Annotated in this window: 13 protein-coding genes; 5 read left to right on the top strand and 8 right to left on the bottom strand. The window is 63.7% G+C overall.

Features of this window, described 5'->3' with window-relative positions; genetic code table 11:
- Nucleotides 1-4: 4 nt before the first annotated feature.
- Complete coding sequence (locus Q0330_RS15825) at nucleotides 5-1879, bottom strand: extracellular solute-binding protein (RefSeq protein ID WP_299481580.1); 1875 nt, start codon at nucleotides 1877-1879, stop codon at nucleotides 5-7.
- A 309-nt stretch (nucleotides 1880-2188) separates the two neighbouring features.
- Between Q0330_RS15825 and Q0330_RS15820 the strand changes: the two genes are divergently transcribed.
- Nucleotides 2189-3376, top strand: a complete 1188-nt coding sequence (locus Q0330_RS15820) for an MFS transporter (protein WP_299481577.1) — start codon at nucleotides 2189-2191, stop codon at nucleotides 3374-3376.
- A gap of 37 nt (nucleotides 3377-3413) precedes the next feature.
- On the opposite strand, the gene Q0330_RS15815 is transcribed toward Q0330_RS15820, so the two are convergent.
- Entirely contained in the window at nucleotides 3414-4274 is an 861-nt protein-coding gene (locus tag Q0330_RS15815; protein ID WP_299481574.1) for a D-amino-acid transaminase, read from the bottom strand.
- Between the two features lie 342 nt (nucleotides 4275-4616).
- Between Q0330_RS15815 and Q0330_RS15810 the strand changes: the two genes are divergently transcribed.
- Together Q0330_RS15810 and Q0330_RS15805 are read left to right on the top strand one after the other, a co-directional pair.
- On the top strand, nucleotides 4617-5030 hold the full coding sequence (locus Q0330_RS15810; protein WP_299481571.1) for a VOC family protein: 414 nt from the start codon (nucleotides 4617-4619) through the stop codon (nucleotides 5028-5030).
- A gap of 168 nt (nucleotides 5031-5198) precedes the next feature.
- Nucleotides 5199-5792 carry an outer membrane lipoprotein carrier protein LolA gene (locus Q0330_RS15805; protein WP_299481569.1) on the top strand — a complete coding sequence of 198 codons (594 nt, stop codon included), beginning with the start codon at nucleotides 5199-5201 and terminating at the stop codon, nucleotides 5790-5792.
- 47 nt (nucleotides 5793-5839) lie between these two features.
- On the opposite strand, the gene Q0330_RS15800 is transcribed toward Q0330_RS15805, so the two are convergent.
- From Q0330_RS15800 to Q0330_RS15780, 5 genes are all read right to left on the bottom strand, one after another.
- Nucleotides 5840-6793 (bottom strand): D-glycerate dehydrogenase, encoded by a 954-nt coding sequence (locus Q0330_RS15800; protein WP_299481566.1) that lies wholly within the window; start codon nucleotides 6791-6793, stop codon nucleotides 5840-5842.
- The gene (locus Q0330_RS15795; RefSeq protein ID WP_299481563.1) at nucleotides 6793-7128 is read right to left on the bottom strand and encodes a tRNA-binding protein; all 336 of its coding nucleotides are present in this window, start codon (nucleotides 7126-7128) and stop codon (nucleotides 6793-6795) included. Before Q0330_RS15795 ends, Q0330_RS15800 begins: the two co-directional genes overlap by 1 nt.
- A complete protein-coding gene (proC, locus tag Q0330_RS15790; protein ID WP_299481560.1) occupies nucleotides 7125-7928 on the bottom strand; it encodes a pyrroline-5-carboxylate reductase in 804 nt (267 codons plus the stop codon). The genes Q0330_RS15795 and proC overlap by 4 nt, the downstream gene beginning before the upstream one ends.
- A 41-nt stretch (nucleotides 7929-7969) precedes the next feature.
- Complete coding sequence (locus tag Q0330_RS15785) at nucleotides 7970-8473, bottom strand: YbjN domain-containing protein (RefSeq protein ID WP_299481557.1); 504 nt, start codon at nucleotides 8471-8473, stop codon at nucleotides 7970-7972.
- Between the two features lie 249 nt (nucleotides 8474-8722).
- Complete coding sequence (locus Q0330_RS15780) at nucleotides 8723-9748, bottom strand: DUF808 domain-containing protein (RefSeq protein ID WP_299481554.1); 1026 nt, start codon at nucleotides 9746-9748, stop codon at nucleotides 8723-8725.
- A gap of 126 nt (nucleotides 9749-9874) precedes the next feature.
- Between Q0330_RS15780 and cobS the strand changes: the two genes are divergently transcribed.
- Both cobS and Q0330_RS15770 read left to right on the top strand, forming a co-directional pair.
- Complete coding sequence (gene cobS, locus Q0330_RS15775) at nucleotides 9875-10852, top strand: cobaltochelatase subunit CobS (RefSeq protein ID WP_299481551.1); 978 nt, start codon at nucleotides 9875-9877, stop codon at nucleotides 10850-10852.
- Between the two features lie 149 nt (nucleotides 10853-11001).
- A complete protein-coding gene (locus Q0330_RS15770) occupies nucleotides 11002-11925 on the top strand; it encodes a glutaminase (protein WP_299481548.1) in 924 nt (307 codons plus the stop codon).
- A gap of 20 nt (nucleotides 11926-11945) precedes the next feature.
- Here the strand turns inward: Q0330_RS15770 and Q0330_RS15765 are convergent, their stop codons facing one another.
- Nucleotides 11946-13001, bottom strand: coding sequence for a Hint domain-containing protein (locus Q0330_RS15765; RefSeq protein ID WP_299481545.1), 1056 nt, complete (start codon nucleotides 12999-13001; stop codon nucleotides 11946-11948).
- Nucleotides 13002-13228 lie beyond the last annotated feature (227 nt).

The following is a 13228-nucleotide window of genomic DNA, read 5'->3' as shown; positions in this document are numbered from 1 at the left end:
TTCCCTAATTCGCGCCATCTTCCCGCCACCATGTCTCTGGCAGGAAGCCGGGATAATCGCCATAGACCGGGATCTCGGCGGGGAATTTCAGCGCGGAATCGTGGGCGAGGCGGCTGATCGGCGAGTAACCGGCGGGGATCACATAGCGCCCGGCGGTCAGGATCCGGTCGAGCGCATGGACCGCGGCCCGATAATCCTCGGGCGAGGCGGCGGTCAGCATCTCGGCGATCATCGCCTCGGCGGCGGGGGAATCCATGCCCATCCAGTTTCTCGTGCCGGGTTCGGTCACACCGGCGCGGCCCCAATAGAGCATCTGCTCATTCCCGGGCGACAGCGACAGCGCGCGGTCATACCAGGTCATGTCGAATTCGTAATTGTTGGTGCGTTCGACATATTGGGCACTGTCCAGCATGGTGACGGTGACCTGGATGCCGTATTGGCGCAGCGCCTCGCTGAAGATCTGGGCGATTTCCCGCATCTCCGAGGCGCTTGTCATCGCCGCGCCGGACTGGTTCAGCAGGATCTCGAAGGCGAAGGGGCGACCCCCCGCATCGGACAGGGTGCCGTTCTGAACCGTCCAGCCGGCCTCTTCCAGCAGCTTCAACCCACGCCGCATGGCGCGGCGGTCGGTCGGCTGCTCAGAACCTTCGGGCAGGCTGTAGCCCTCGATCGTGTCCGGAGGAAGCTCACCCGCGAATGGCTCCAGCAGGTCCAGTTCACGGCCCTCGGCGGGTGTGCCCGGTGTCATGGCAAGATCGGAATTGGCGAAATACGAGGTGATGCGCGTCTCGGCCCCGCCCGACAGCGCGGTATTGATGAACTGCCAGTTGAAGGCCTCGATCATGGCCTGACGCACGCGCCAGTCGGCGAAGATCGGGTTGCGGGTGTTCATCACCAGCCCCATGATCCCCGAGGGTCGCTGGTTGGGGATTTCCGAAGTCACGATCTCGCCCGAGGTGGCGCGGGGGAAGTTGAACTCGCTGGCCCAACGCGCGGGGTCCAGTTCGCGCCAGACATCGATTTCGCCGGCCTTGAAGGATTCGAACATGGCGTTGTTGTCGCCGTAATAGTCGTAGATCACGCTGTCGAAATTATGCAGGCCCTGATTGACGGCCAGATCCTTGCCCCACCAGTCGGGATTGCGGGTGAAGGTCAGGCTGCGACCGGGATCGGCGGCGGAAATCACATAGGGGCCGGATCCGATCGGCACCTCCATCCCCGATTGGCTGAAATCCTTGCCCTCCCATTGCGCCTTTTTCAGGATCGGGCGCATCCCCATCAGCAGCGCCAGTTCGCGGTCTTCGGTGTTGAAGGTGAAGCGGACCTTGTTCGGGCCGGTCTGTTCCATCTTCTCGACCTTCGTCCAGGCCGAGCGATAGCGCGGATGACCCTGGGTGCCGAGCGTCTCGTAGGACCACATCACATCCTCGACCGTGACCGGCGATCCGTCCGAGAATTTGGCCTCGGGGCGCAGGGTGAATTCGACCCAGCTCCGTTCGGGATCGGTTTCGACCGATTCTGCCAGCAGGCCGTAAAGGGTGAAAGGCTCGTCGAGCGAGCGCAGCATCAGCGTTTCGGCCAGCACGCCGGGCATGGTGAAGACGGGCCAGGCCGGGCTGCCGCGCAGGACCCACGGCTTCAGCGAATCGTAAGAGCCCGATTCGGCCAGGCGAATCGTGCCGCCTTTCGGGGCCTCGGGATTCGCATAGGGCAGGCTTGTGAAGTCCGCGGGCAGGGCAGGTTCGCCATACATTGCAATGCCATGCGACGGTTCGGCAAGGGTTGCGCGCGGCATCGCGGCAACAGTCGAAACGACGAGCAGGGCGGCAAGAAAATGCCCCGTGATCGCGGATTTGTTAGGTTTTTTGAAGATTCGCATCTCGACCCCGGGTTGCTTGTGGCAAATGCCAGTTATTTCAAAGCTCAGACTAGCCGAGCGAGTTTACCGTGACAAACAACAGCCTTGGACTCACGCGCGGTTTCGCCTATACATGAGTCACTGCTCGATAGGTTTCTTGCCTGTATGAAACCTGCCTCATGACTTGCGCCCGCCTTGTGCGGGCGCTTTTTTTTGATGGCGCCCTTGCCGGGATATTGAAGCCTTTGGCGGGTTAGGGCAGGTCATACCATATTGAGGCAATTTCAGGATGTCTCCGCGGCCCGCCGGCCCCGGAGAGGTGGGAGCATTATGTCTGACCAATCGATTCGCCAGCCCTCTCGCGCCCTTTGGTCGGACAGCGGCTGGTGCGCGGTTACGGCTGCGTTTACCCTGAACGGCTTTCTGTTCGGCGTCTGGGCCTCGCGCATCCCCAGCTTCAAGGAGGAGTTCGCGCTCTCGCAGGCGACGCTTGGTTTCCTGCTTCTGGGCCTGGCCGGCGGTGCCATCACCTCGTTCCCGTTTGCCGGCGGTCTCAGCGAACGGTTGGGTGCCGCGCGGATGACGGTGCTTTGCGCCATCATTTATTGCCCGGCCCTGGTGGCGCTGTCGCTGGCGCCATCGGTCATTCTGTTGGGGATGGCGCTGTTCGTCTTTGGGGCGATGCATGGTTCGATGGATGTCGCCATGAACGGTTGGGCGGCGAAAGTCGAGACGCGCATGGCGCGTCCGACCATGTCGATCTTTCACGCCATGTTCAGCCTGGGTGCCGGTCTTGGCGCGGCCAGTGGCTATATCGCCGTGAAGCTGGGGCTGGCGCCCGCCGCGCATTTCCTGCTGATGGCGGGCATTGGTGGTGCCATTGCCTTGCGGCTGATGTGGCCCGAACGGGATGCGACGCCGCCCATCCCTGCCGCCAGCCATGCCGAGCGGAAGCTGTTCGCGCTGCCGAAGGGGCCGCTTTTGCTGGTCGGGCTGGTCGCCCTGGCGATCTCGATGGGGGAAGGCGGCATGGCCGATTGGAGCGCCGTCTTCCTTCAGCGTGTCGTTCAGGTCAGCGAAGCGCAGGCTGCGCTCGGCTATGCGGCGTTCAGCGCGACCATGGTGCTGACGCGTCTGGCGGGCGGGCTGCTGGTGCAATGGCTGGGCCCCGTCGGTGTGACCCGGATGAGCGGGCTGATGGCCTGCCTCGGTCTGGTGATCGTCATCTTCGCGCCGGGGCTGTCCTGGGCGTTGTTCGGCTTTGCGCTTGTCGGAATCGGCTATGCGCTGATCATGCCGCTTGTCTTCTCTCGTGCGGCGAACGACCCGGACCTGCCGCCGGGACCGGCCATCGCCAGCGTTGCCACCGTGGGTTACAGCGGCATGCTGCTCGGCCCGCCGGTGGTGGGTTTTGTCGCCGAGCTTTTCGGATTGCGGGTGTCCTTCGCGATGCTGGCCCTGCTGGCGCTTTGGGCGGCGGCGATGGCCCCGGTTCTGCGGGTCGCGCCGTCTCGCTGAGCGGTCGGCCCGGTTCTGCCAACCGGGCCGGACAGGATCAGATCGCCGCCTTGCGCATCTCGTCCAGATAGATCTCGCGCAGCCTGCCCGCGACCGGGCCGGGGGTGCCGCTGCCGATCTTCTGGCCGTCGATTTCGACCACCGGCATCACGAAGGCCGAGGCCGAGGTGACAAAGGCCTCGTCAGCCGCCTGCGCCTCTTCGATGGTGAAGGGGCGTTCCTCAACCTTCATCTGGGCTTCGCGGGCGAAGCGCAGCACGGCGGCACGGGTGATGCCGTGCAGGATGTCATGGCTGAGTTGGCGGGTAACGATGGTGCCATTCTTGATGATATAGGCGTTGTTCGAGGTGCCCTCGGTCACGGCGCCTTCCTCGACCAGCCAGGCGTCGTCGGCCCCTTTGGCTTTCGCCGCCATCTTCGCCATCGAGGGGTAAAGCAGCTGCGTCGTCTTGATGTCGCGCCGGCCCCAGCGTTCGTCGGCAATGCTGATGACCTTCCAGCCGGTTCTTGCGGCCGGGCTGTCTGCCAGCCCCGGCTTGGACTGCGTAAAGGCCACGACCGTCTGCGGCGTGTCTGCGGCCGGATAGGCGAAGTCGCGGTCGCCGGGATTGCCGCGCGTGACCTGCAGATAGATCATGCCGTCGGTGATCCCGTTGCGTGTCACCAATTCGCGGAACATGGCCAGGTAATCCGCGTCGGCCATCGGATTGCCGATCTCCAGCGCCGACAGCGACCGGTTCAGCCGCGCCTGGTGCCCGTCGAAATCGATCAGCTTGCCGTCCAGAACGCTGACCACCTCATAGACGGCATCGGCCATGACAAACCCCCGGTCGAAGATCGAGACCTTGGCCTCGGCCTCGGGAAGGTATTCGCCGTTGAGAAAGACGATCCGGGACATGCGCGACTCCTTTGGCAGATATGGAAGTCGTCATGCGCCCGCATGGCCGGGGCGTCAAGTCGAGCGATATGCAGTTTATAATATGAATCGTTGACAGGTTGCCCCGCGATCGGGCAGAACTGCGCCATCGTCAAGCAGATGTGATGCTTTCGTGACGATGCAGAATACGCTGGGTGCGGGGCGGGGAGGCCCGGGCGCCCATAAGCGGGAGGAGACAGGCCCTTCGCCATGGTGCGAAGGGCCTGTTGCGTTTCCGGACCCGGTTTCAAGCCGCCACGCCGGGGCTTGGCCTTGCCACGCAGGCAGGGCAGACTCCGCATCGCTGCAGATCAGGAGGCCAATATGGAAACCCGCTTTCACCTTGCCTATCACATTCGCGATCTTGATGAAGCGCGCGGCTTCTATGGCGGCGTTCTGGGCTGTAAAGAGGGGCGCAGCACCGAAACCTGGGTCGATTTCGATTTCTTCGGCCACCAGATCAGCCTGCACCTGGGAGAGCCTTTCGCCACCGCGCGCACCGGAAAGGTCGGCGATCACATGGTGCCGATGCCGCATCTGGGACTGGTCATGCATCAGGATGACTGGCGCGCTCTGGCCGACCGGCTGGAGGCCGCCGGGATCGCGTTCATCCTGCCGCCCCAGACCCGCTTTGCCGGTGAGCCGGGCGAGCAGTCGACGATGTTCTTCACCGATCCGTCGGGCAATCCCATCGAGATCAAGGGGTTTCGCGACTGGGACGGGATTTTCGCGCGCTGACCGTCAACGGGACCTGTTTACAAGGGCGCGACCCGGCTCCGGCACCTTCACGAATTCGATGCAGGGGCCAAAGGTCTCGGAACGGTAACATAACGGTGCGCGTTCAAGCAGAGAAACGTCGCCGCAAGGTGATGTGCAAACCGCCCCAAAGGACTGCATAAAGGCCGCATGAAAAAGTTAGCTCTCGCACTCGCGCCCGTCATCGCCCTTCTGGTCACCGCCCCGGCGGCGCTGGCACAGAAGATTCCGCTCAACACGATCTCGAATTACCTGAACGGGCTGACGACGCTGCAGTCCGAGTTCACGCAGATCAACCCGGATGGGACGATCTCGGCGGGGACGGTCTATATTCAGCGACCGAACCGGGTGCGCTTCGAATACAAGAACTCGAAACAGCTGGTGCTGGCCTCGGGCGGGCAGGTGGCGGTCTTCGATTCCAAATCCAACCAGGGACCGCAGATATTTCCGCTGAGCGAGACGCCGCTTTCGATCATCCTGGCGGCGAATGTGAACCTGGCGCGTCAGGGCATGGTCACTGGCCATAGCGAGGTGAAGAACAGCACCGTGGTGACGGCGCAGGATCCTCAGCACCCCGAATACGGCAATATCCAGATGGTCTTCACCAACCCGACCGAGCTGCGCCAGTGGATCGTGACCGACGATACCGGCAAGAAGACCACGGTCATTCTGGGCGAAGGCCGCAAGGGCGTCAGTTTCAAGCCGTCGACCTTCGCCATCCAGAGCGAGCTTGACCGCCGCTAGTCCTGAGTGAGGCGGCTTGTCCGAGCCGCCTCATGGCTGGCCGGGGTTCAGGCGACCAGATCGGTCGGTGTGCGGCCCTCAGTAAAGGCGATCAGGTTATCGAGCGCGCGCAGCGCCATCTCGGTTCGCGTCGCCTCGACGGCGGTGCCCAGATGCGGCAGCAGCACGGCATTGTCGAGGCTGCGCAGCGCCTCCGCGATCTCGGGTTCGAACTCGAACACATCCAGCCCGGCGGCACGGATCTTCCCCGTGCTCAGCGCCGCGATCAGCGCCTGCTGGTCGATCACGTCGCCACGCGCGATATTGACGACGATCCCCTCGGGGCCAAGTGCCTCAAGCGCTGCCGCGTCGATCAGGTGATGGGTGCCGGCCCCGCCGGGCACTGCGATCACCACGAAATCGGCCTCGCGCATCAGCTCTGCAACCGTCCCAAGCTGGCGCGCCGGAAAGTCCAGCCCGCTGACGGTCGAGCGGTTGAAGAACACCACCTCCATGTCGAAGCCGCGATGCAGCGTCCGGGCGATGCTCTGCCCGATCCGGCCCATGCCGACGATGCCGAGCTTCTGGCCGGTAACCGGCGCGCCCAGCATCTGCGTCGGGTGCCAGCCGGTCCAAGTGCCGCTGCGCGCCAGCCGCTCGCCCTCGCCGGCGCGACGCGCGGTCATCAGAAGCAGCGTTACCGCAAGCTCGGCGGTCGAGGCGGTGACGACATTCGGCGTATTGGTGACGGCGACCCCGGCCGCTCGCGCGGCGTCGAGGTCGATATGGTTGTAACCGGCGCCGAAATTCGCCAGCAGCCTTGTGCGCGGCTTCGCGGCCTGAAACGCGCCGGCCCGGAAGGCATCGCCGAGCGTGGGCATGATCAGGTCGTATTCTGCCAGCGCCGTTGCCGCCTCGGCCTCGGTCATCGGCACATTGGTGTCGCGAAAGCGGGTCTCGAAACGTTCGGCGATGGCGGCCTCGGCCGCCTTGGTCATCGGGCGGGTGACAAGCAGTTTCATCAGAACATCCTTCCACCGATGGGGACGTCTAGATCCGGCCCGATCAGCACCACCTCGCCATCGGCATCGGGCAGGCCGAGGACCAGCACTTCGGACATGAATTTGCCGATCTGGCGCGGCGGGAAATTGACCACGGCGAGCACCTGCTTGCCGACAAGCTCCTCGGGTTTGTAATGCGCGGTAATCTGGGCCGAGCTGCGTTTCTCGCCGATCTCGCCGCCAAAATCGACCCAGAGCTTGATCGCGGGCTTGCGCGCCTCAGGATAGGGTTCGGCCCGGGTGATGCGGCCGGTGCGAATATCGACGGCCTGAAAATCGTCATAGGTGATGGTCATTTCCCCAACTCCCGCGAGCGGTCGGCGGCAGCGGCGACGGTGCGCGCGATCAGCGGCGGCAGGCCGGTGCCTGCGTCCATCAGGATCGCCAGCCCGGCGGCGGTGGTGCCATTGGGCGAGGTGACGGCCTCTCGCAGGGCGGCGGGGGGCGTGTCGTCGGCCATGGCCAATGCGCCGGCCCCGGCCACGGTCGCGCGCGCGAGTTGCAGCGCCAGTGCCTCGGGCAGGCCCTGAGCGCGGCCTGCTTCGGTTAAAGCCTCGATCATGTGGAAGACATAGGCGGGGCCGGACCCCGACAAGGCGGTGACCGCATCCATCTGGCTTTCGTCCTGAAGCCGCACAACTTCGCCGACCACGGACATCAGCCCCTGGGCCAGGTCGAGGGATTCAGCGCCCGCAGCCTCGTTGCCGATCAGGGCGGTGATGCCGCGCCCGATGGCGGCGGGTGTATTCGGCATGGCGCGCACGATCCGCGCGCTGGGGAAGGCCCGACCATAGGCCGCCAGCGTCACCCCGGCGGCCACCGAAACCACCAGCGTGTCGGCTCCGACCTGCAGCCCGTCCAGCACCGCGCCCATCATCTGCGGCTTGACCGCCAGCACCAGCACGGCGGGATTCCCGGGCAGCGGTTGGTTCAGCCGCACGCCCCGATCCGCCCATTGCGCCTGCACGTTCGGGTCGATCACCGTCACCGCGCCGGGATGGATGCCGTTCTTCAGCCAGCCGGTCAGCATGGCGCCGCCCATGCGGCCACAGCCGACCAGAACCAGTCCACGAGAATTGATATCGGTAAAATCCATTGCGTCCCCCTTTCGCCGGGGGCGCGTCGGTTGCGGCCCGGCTATGCCCGTCCGTAGGCTGCGCCCATGGCGATGTCCAGTGCCGCCTCGGCGGTGCTGTCGCCCCAGGCGACCAGCTGGAAGGCCGGATAAAGCCGCTCTGCCTGCTCGACCGCGTTGCGGATCATGTGATCGATCTGTTCGGCACTGGCGATGCTGTCGCCCGCGAGGCACAGCCCGTAACGCCAGACCATCATCCGTTGCGAGGGCCAGAAGGTGAAGGCGCCGTCCCAGACCTGATCATTGGCAAGGTTCAGCGCCTCGTAGAGCGTGCCCATCCGCTCTGCCGGCGGGTCCATGTCGAAGGTGCAGATCAGGCGCAGCATTTCCTCGGCCCCCGACCAGGCGAGGGTGATGGAATAGCTGCGCCACTGGCCTTCGACCGCCATGGCGATCTGGTCATCGGCGAGCCGGTCGAAATCCCAGTCGTGATGGGTCGCGATGGTCTCGACGATGTCGATGGGATGGATTTCACTGCTGTGGATATACGCGTCCGCCTGTGCCATGCCTGCCGTCCCCTGTGTTTCGGTGGTGAACCCACCTTGTCTCGTGTAGAACCGCGACAGGATGTGGTTTGCCCTTCGCGCCCTACAAGATAAGGGTGTGCCACCGGGCGGCCGCTGTAAAGGAATTTTTCGTTAATTTCCGCAAAATCTTGTGGATGAAATCCGCCAGCCTACCAGATGCCCGGGGGATATCCGGGGCGGCGGTGGGCTGGCAGCGGCTGGTCCTGCGGTGTGATCCGGGTCGGGCCGTCAGGCTTCGCCCTGCCTGAACAGCGATTTTGCCGCGTTCATCAGCGGCAGGATGGTCACGCGGGCAAGGGGCACGATCAGATATTCCGACAGCGGGATCAGCATCAGGCCCCAGATCAGCCCGATGATCCCGTCGAAGAACGCGGTGACGGCCCAACCGACCAGTCCCGGTGCCTGCGGGACCGCGAGGGCAGCGGCCTCTGCCTGATGGTGGATCCAGTCATAAGCTGTGTGCCAGCCCAACTCGTGCAGACCGTGGACGATGATGTTGCCGCCAACCCAGATCATCGCCGCCGTGCCGATAATGGTCAGCAGCTTCATCAGCACCGGCATCAGCCGGACCAGCCCGCGGCCAAGCGCGGCAAGCAGTCTGCTGCGTCCTCCGGCCATGGCGAGGCCCAGGTCATCCGCCTTCACGATCAGCGCCACCGAGCCATAGACGACCGCCGTGATCGCCAATGCGACGACGAACAGCACACCTGCCTCCATCGCGAATTTCGCTGCACCATGCAGCGGGCTGTCGGCCATCAGCGCAGTGACCTCGTTCAATGTGATGGTCATGATCTCGGCCGACAGGATGAAGTCGGTCTTGATCGCGCCCGAGACCTTCTTTTCCTCCAGATGCGCGGGATCGCCGGTGCCGCCCTCGTAATGGTCATGCGGATCGCCATGTGGCGAGATGGCGTGATAGATCTTCTCGGCACCTTCGAAGCACAGGTAGGACCCGCCCAGCATCAACAAGGGAGAGATCGCCCAGGGCGCAAAGGCCGAAAGCAGCAGCGCAATGGGCAGAAGGATCACCACCTTGTTGAAGATCGAGCCTTTCGCGATCTTCCAGATGATCGGCAATTCGCGTTTGGCGCTGAAGCCATGGACATATTTCGGCGTCACCGCTGCATCGTCGATGACCGCGCCGGCGGCCTTGGCACCGGCCTTCGCCGCCATCCCGGTCACATCGTCGATGGAGGCCGCCGCCACCTTGGCAATGCCTGCCACGTCGTCGAGTAGCGCGATCAATCCGCTCATTCACAGTCCTTTCCCGGTTCGCCGGGTATAATACTGGCCAGATGGAAAGGTTCCAGAGCCGCCATCGCTTGCACTGTCCCGGCGAATCCTTCATCACGGCGGCGATGCAAGCGAAAGGGCAAGACCATGGCCGATCTGGACGCAAAAGCGAAACCGACCGAGGAAATCGACCTGCGCGAGGTCTTCGGGCTGGACAGCGACATGAAGGTCAAGGGCTTTGCCGAGAAGACCGACCGGGTGCCGGATATCGACACCACCTACAAGTTCGACCCCGATACTACGCTCGCGATTCTGGCGGGTTTTGCCTATAACCGCCGGGTGATGATCCAGGGCTATCACGGCACCGGGAAATCCACCCATATCGAACAGATCGCCGCGCGGCTGAACTGGCCCTGTGTGCGCGTGAACCTCGATAGCCATGTCAGCCGGATCGACCTGATCGGCAAGGACGCGATCAAGCTGGTCGACGGCAAGCAGGTCACGGTCTTTCACGAAGGCATCCTGCCCTGGGCCCTGCGCAACCCGACCGCCATCGTCTTCGACGAATACGATGCCGGCCGCGCCGACGTCATGTTCGTGATCCAGCGCGTGCTGGAGGCTGACGGCAAGCTGACGCTCTTGGACCAGAACGAGGTCATCACCCCGAACCCGTTCTTCCGCCTGTTCGCGACCGCGAACACGGTGGGTCTGGGCGACACCACCGGCCTTTATCACGGCACCCAGCAGATCAACCAGGGCCAGATGGACCGCTGGTCGCTTGTGTCCACCCTGAACTATCTTTCCCACGATGCCGAGGCCGCCATCGTTCTGGCCAAGAACCCGAACTACAATAACGAGAAGGGTCGCGACGTGATCTCTCGCATGGTCACGCTGGCCGACCTGACCCGCACCGCCTTCATGCAGGGCGATCTGTCCACCGTCATGTCGCCGCGCACGGTCATCAGTTGGGCGCAGAACGCGCGCATCTTCGACAATGTCGGCTACGCCTTCCGCCTGACCTTCCTGAACAAATGCGACGAGTTGGAACGCCAGACCGTGGCCGAGTTCTATCAGCGCCTGTTCGACGAGGAACTGCCGGAAAGTGCCGCAGCCAAGGCGGGGTGATCCATACGACGAAGCGGCATCCGGGGCTCAGTTGGGTCCCGGACGGCTGTCTGCGCTTGCGTCACGCATGAATAGGATTGAGTGGTTTCCCAGACAGGCTTACGACGGCTAAGCTGTTCGTAAGCCTGTCGCCGAAAAAAAAAACCAGCATGACCACTGATCTTGCCGATTTCCTGCCCCAGCTCGACCGCGACATCCGGGATCGCGCGGATTGGGGCAGGGTGGCCGACTACATCCCCGAACTCGCCCGCGTCGATCCGGCGCAATTCGGCATTGCCGTGGCGCTTGCCGATGGGACCATGATCAGCGCCGGGGATGCGCGGAAGCGCTTCTCGATCCAGTCGGTTTCCAAGGTCTTCTCGCTGGCCTGCGTTCTGGGCAGGATCGGGGAACAGATATGGACCCGGGTTGGGCGCGAGCCCTCGGGGTCGCGCTTCGATTCGATCCTGCTTCTGGAACTGGAAAAGGGCCGGCCGCGCAACCCCTTCATCAATGCCGGCGCGCTTGTCACCACGGACGAGCTTCTGACCGGGCGCAGTCCGCGCGATGCGCTGTCGGAAATCCTCGGCTTCCTGACGGCGGCGACGGGCGACGGTGACATCCATATCGACAAGCATGTCGCGAAGTCCGAGGACGAGACCGGCTTTCGCAACCGGGCGCTGGCGAATTACCTGAAATCCTATGGCAATCTGAAGAACCCGGTGGATTACGTGCTCGGCACCTATTTCCACCAATGCGCCATCGAGATGACCTGCGAACAGCTTGCCCTTGCCGGGCGCTGCATTGCCGGTCTGCCCGGCGCGCCAAGCCTGCTGTCGGAACAGCGGGCTCGGCGGCTGAATGCGCTGATGATGACCTGCGGGCATTACGATGCCTCGGGCGATTTCGCCTTCCGTGTCGGCCTGCCCGGCAAAAGCGGGGTCGGCGGCGGCATCCTGCTGGTCGCGCCGGGGCGGGCCTCGATCGGGATCTGGTCGCCGGGGCTGAACGGCAACGGCAATTCGCAGATGGGATCCTATGCCGCCGAACGGCTGGCCCGGGTCATGGACTGGTCGGTCTTCCGTTCGTCCTGATCCCGGACGGGGCCTGCCGATCAGCAGGCCCGGGCAAGTTTCCCCTGCTTTGCCGGCTTGCCCGCCGGCCGGGCCAGCGGGCCATAGCTGCTGGTGCCGTCCTCTTTGAAATGAAGGTCCGGGAAGATATCCAGAATTTCCAGACGGCTGCGTTCGGTCAGCATCTTCCAGCCTTCCCTGCCCGGATAGAAGCTTTCGGTCGGCACCCCTTCCGAGTAGAGCACCTCGTGCCGGTCGAGAAGCAGGTGGAAATATTCGACCTCGCCACCCTCCTGCAGCCGGATGGTGCTGCCATTGACCAGCTTCTTGGCCGGAATGAAACACTCGGCCATCCGCCCCGTTCCGTCCTTCAACTCGCCCCAACTCAGGATGCGATGCTGCTGAGAGACGACGAGGGCACGCGTATTCCCGATGGCATGTGCGGCGATCCGCACCGGGGCCAGCCGGCCGATGGCCGCGACCGTGGCAGAGCCGACCCAGCGAAGCGGCTGGAACCCGCGATCGGCGGTGCGCAAGGCGTCGCCGGGCCGCAATTCCTCTATCGGGCGCGGGCCGATGCTGGTCTCGATCAGGGTGCCACGGGCGAAGCACACGAAATCGGTTTGGACGCGGACCACATCCATGCCGAAGTTGCTATTATTGTTCAAGGTCGTCAGCGTAATCGACCGGATCGACTTCGCCGCCAGAGCCTGCTGGTCGGCATCATTTGTCAGCTTGGGCGCGAGATAGAGTTTCCCGGTGGAGTCCTGAAAGACAACCGCAGTGTTCAGCGTCGCGGTGGTGCCGTCGGTATAGGTCAAGGTGGCGGTATACTGGCTGATCGAATCGAAGGTCTGGGCGGAGCCGCCGTCGATGGTGAACTGATCGGTGAAGGAGTTGTTATTGGTCCGGTAATAGTCGCCGGGCGATCCGACCGGGGACATGGTCCCGACATGCGACCAGAGCGGGTCCACGCTGCTGCCGAAGGTCGTGTTCAGAATGGTATTGGCATTTTCGGCAACCGGGTTGCCCTCGGTCGGGTCCAGATCCGCGACGGTGCCGAGATAGATTACGCCATAAGTATTGCTTGCGACCATTTGGCTGCTCTTCGCCTTGACATGAATTGGTGCCGAAGTCCCTTCTGGCTCTTTGACAGCCAGTGGGGGCTGCACACCTTGGCCGGGAACATGGCTGAACGGTGAATAAGGGGTGAATCGACGTGGACCACCCGACGACGCGTCCTCTGCTTAGCATGCCCGGTTCAGGCACGGGACATGATCGGAGGTATATCTGGCAGCGCATAAGTGCGTGCTGTTGGCATGGT

This window comes from uncultured Paracoccus sp. (genome assembly GCF_937873615.1).
Lineage (GTDB): Bacteria > Pseudomonadota > Alphaproteobacteria > Rhodobacterales > Rhodobacteraceae > Paracoccus.
This window is presented reverse-complemented; position numbering and strand designations above follow the sequence as displayed.

Excerpts from the sequence above, each read along its gene's own strand:
- Q0330_RS15825 (WP_299481580.1), bottom strand. The coding sequence starts at position 1,879 with ATGCGAATCTTCAAAAAACCTAACAAATCCGCGATCACGGGGCATTTT.
- Q0330_RS15820 (WP_299481577.1), top strand. The coding sequence starts at position 2,189 with ATGTCTGACCAATCGATTCGCCAGCCCTCTCGCGCCCTTTGGTCGGAC.
- Q0330_RS15815 (WP_299481574.1), bottom strand. The coding sequence starts at position 4,274 with ATGTCCCGGATCGTCTTTCTCAACGGCGAATACCTTCCCGAGGCCGAG.
- Q0330_RS15810 (WP_299481571.1), top strand. The coding sequence starts at position 4,617 with ATGGAAACCCGCTTTCACCTTGCCTATCACATTCGCGATCTTGATGAA.
- Q0330_RS15805 (WP_299481569.1), top strand. The coding sequence starts at position 5,199 with ATGAAAAAGTTAGCTCTCGCACTCGCGCCCGTCATCGCCCTTCTGGTC.
- Q0330_RS15800 (WP_299481566.1), bottom strand. The coding sequence starts at position 6,793 with ATGAAACTGCTTGTCACCCGCCCGATGACCAAGGCGGCCGAGGCCGCC.
- Q0330_RS15795 (WP_299481563.1), bottom strand. The coding sequence starts at position 7,128 with ATGACCATCACCTATGACGATTTTCAGGCCGTCGATATTCGCACCGGC.
- proC (WP_299481560.1), bottom strand. The coding sequence starts at position 7,928 with ATGGATTTTACCGATATCAATTCTCGTGGACTGGTTCTGGTCGGCTGT.
- Q0330_RS15785 (WP_299481557.1), bottom strand. The coding sequence starts at position 8,473 with ATGGCACAGGCGGACGCGTATATCCACAGCAGTGAAATCCATCCCATC.
- Q0330_RS15780 (WP_299481554.1), bottom strand. The coding sequence starts at position 9,748 with ATGAGCGGATTGATCGCGCTACTCGACGACGTGGCAGGCATTGCCAAG.
- cobS (WP_299481551.1), top strand. The coding sequence starts at position 9,875 with ATGGCCGATCTGGACGCAAAAGCGAAACCGACCGAGGAAATCGACCTG.
- Q0330_RS15770 (WP_299481548.1), top strand. The coding sequence starts at position 11,002 with ATGACCACTGATCTTGCCGATTTCCTGCCCCAGCTCGACCGCGACATC.
- Q0330_RS15765 (WP_299481545.1), bottom strand. The coding sequence starts at position 13,001 with ATGGTCGCAAGCAATACTTATGGCGTAATCTATCTCGGCACCGTCGCG.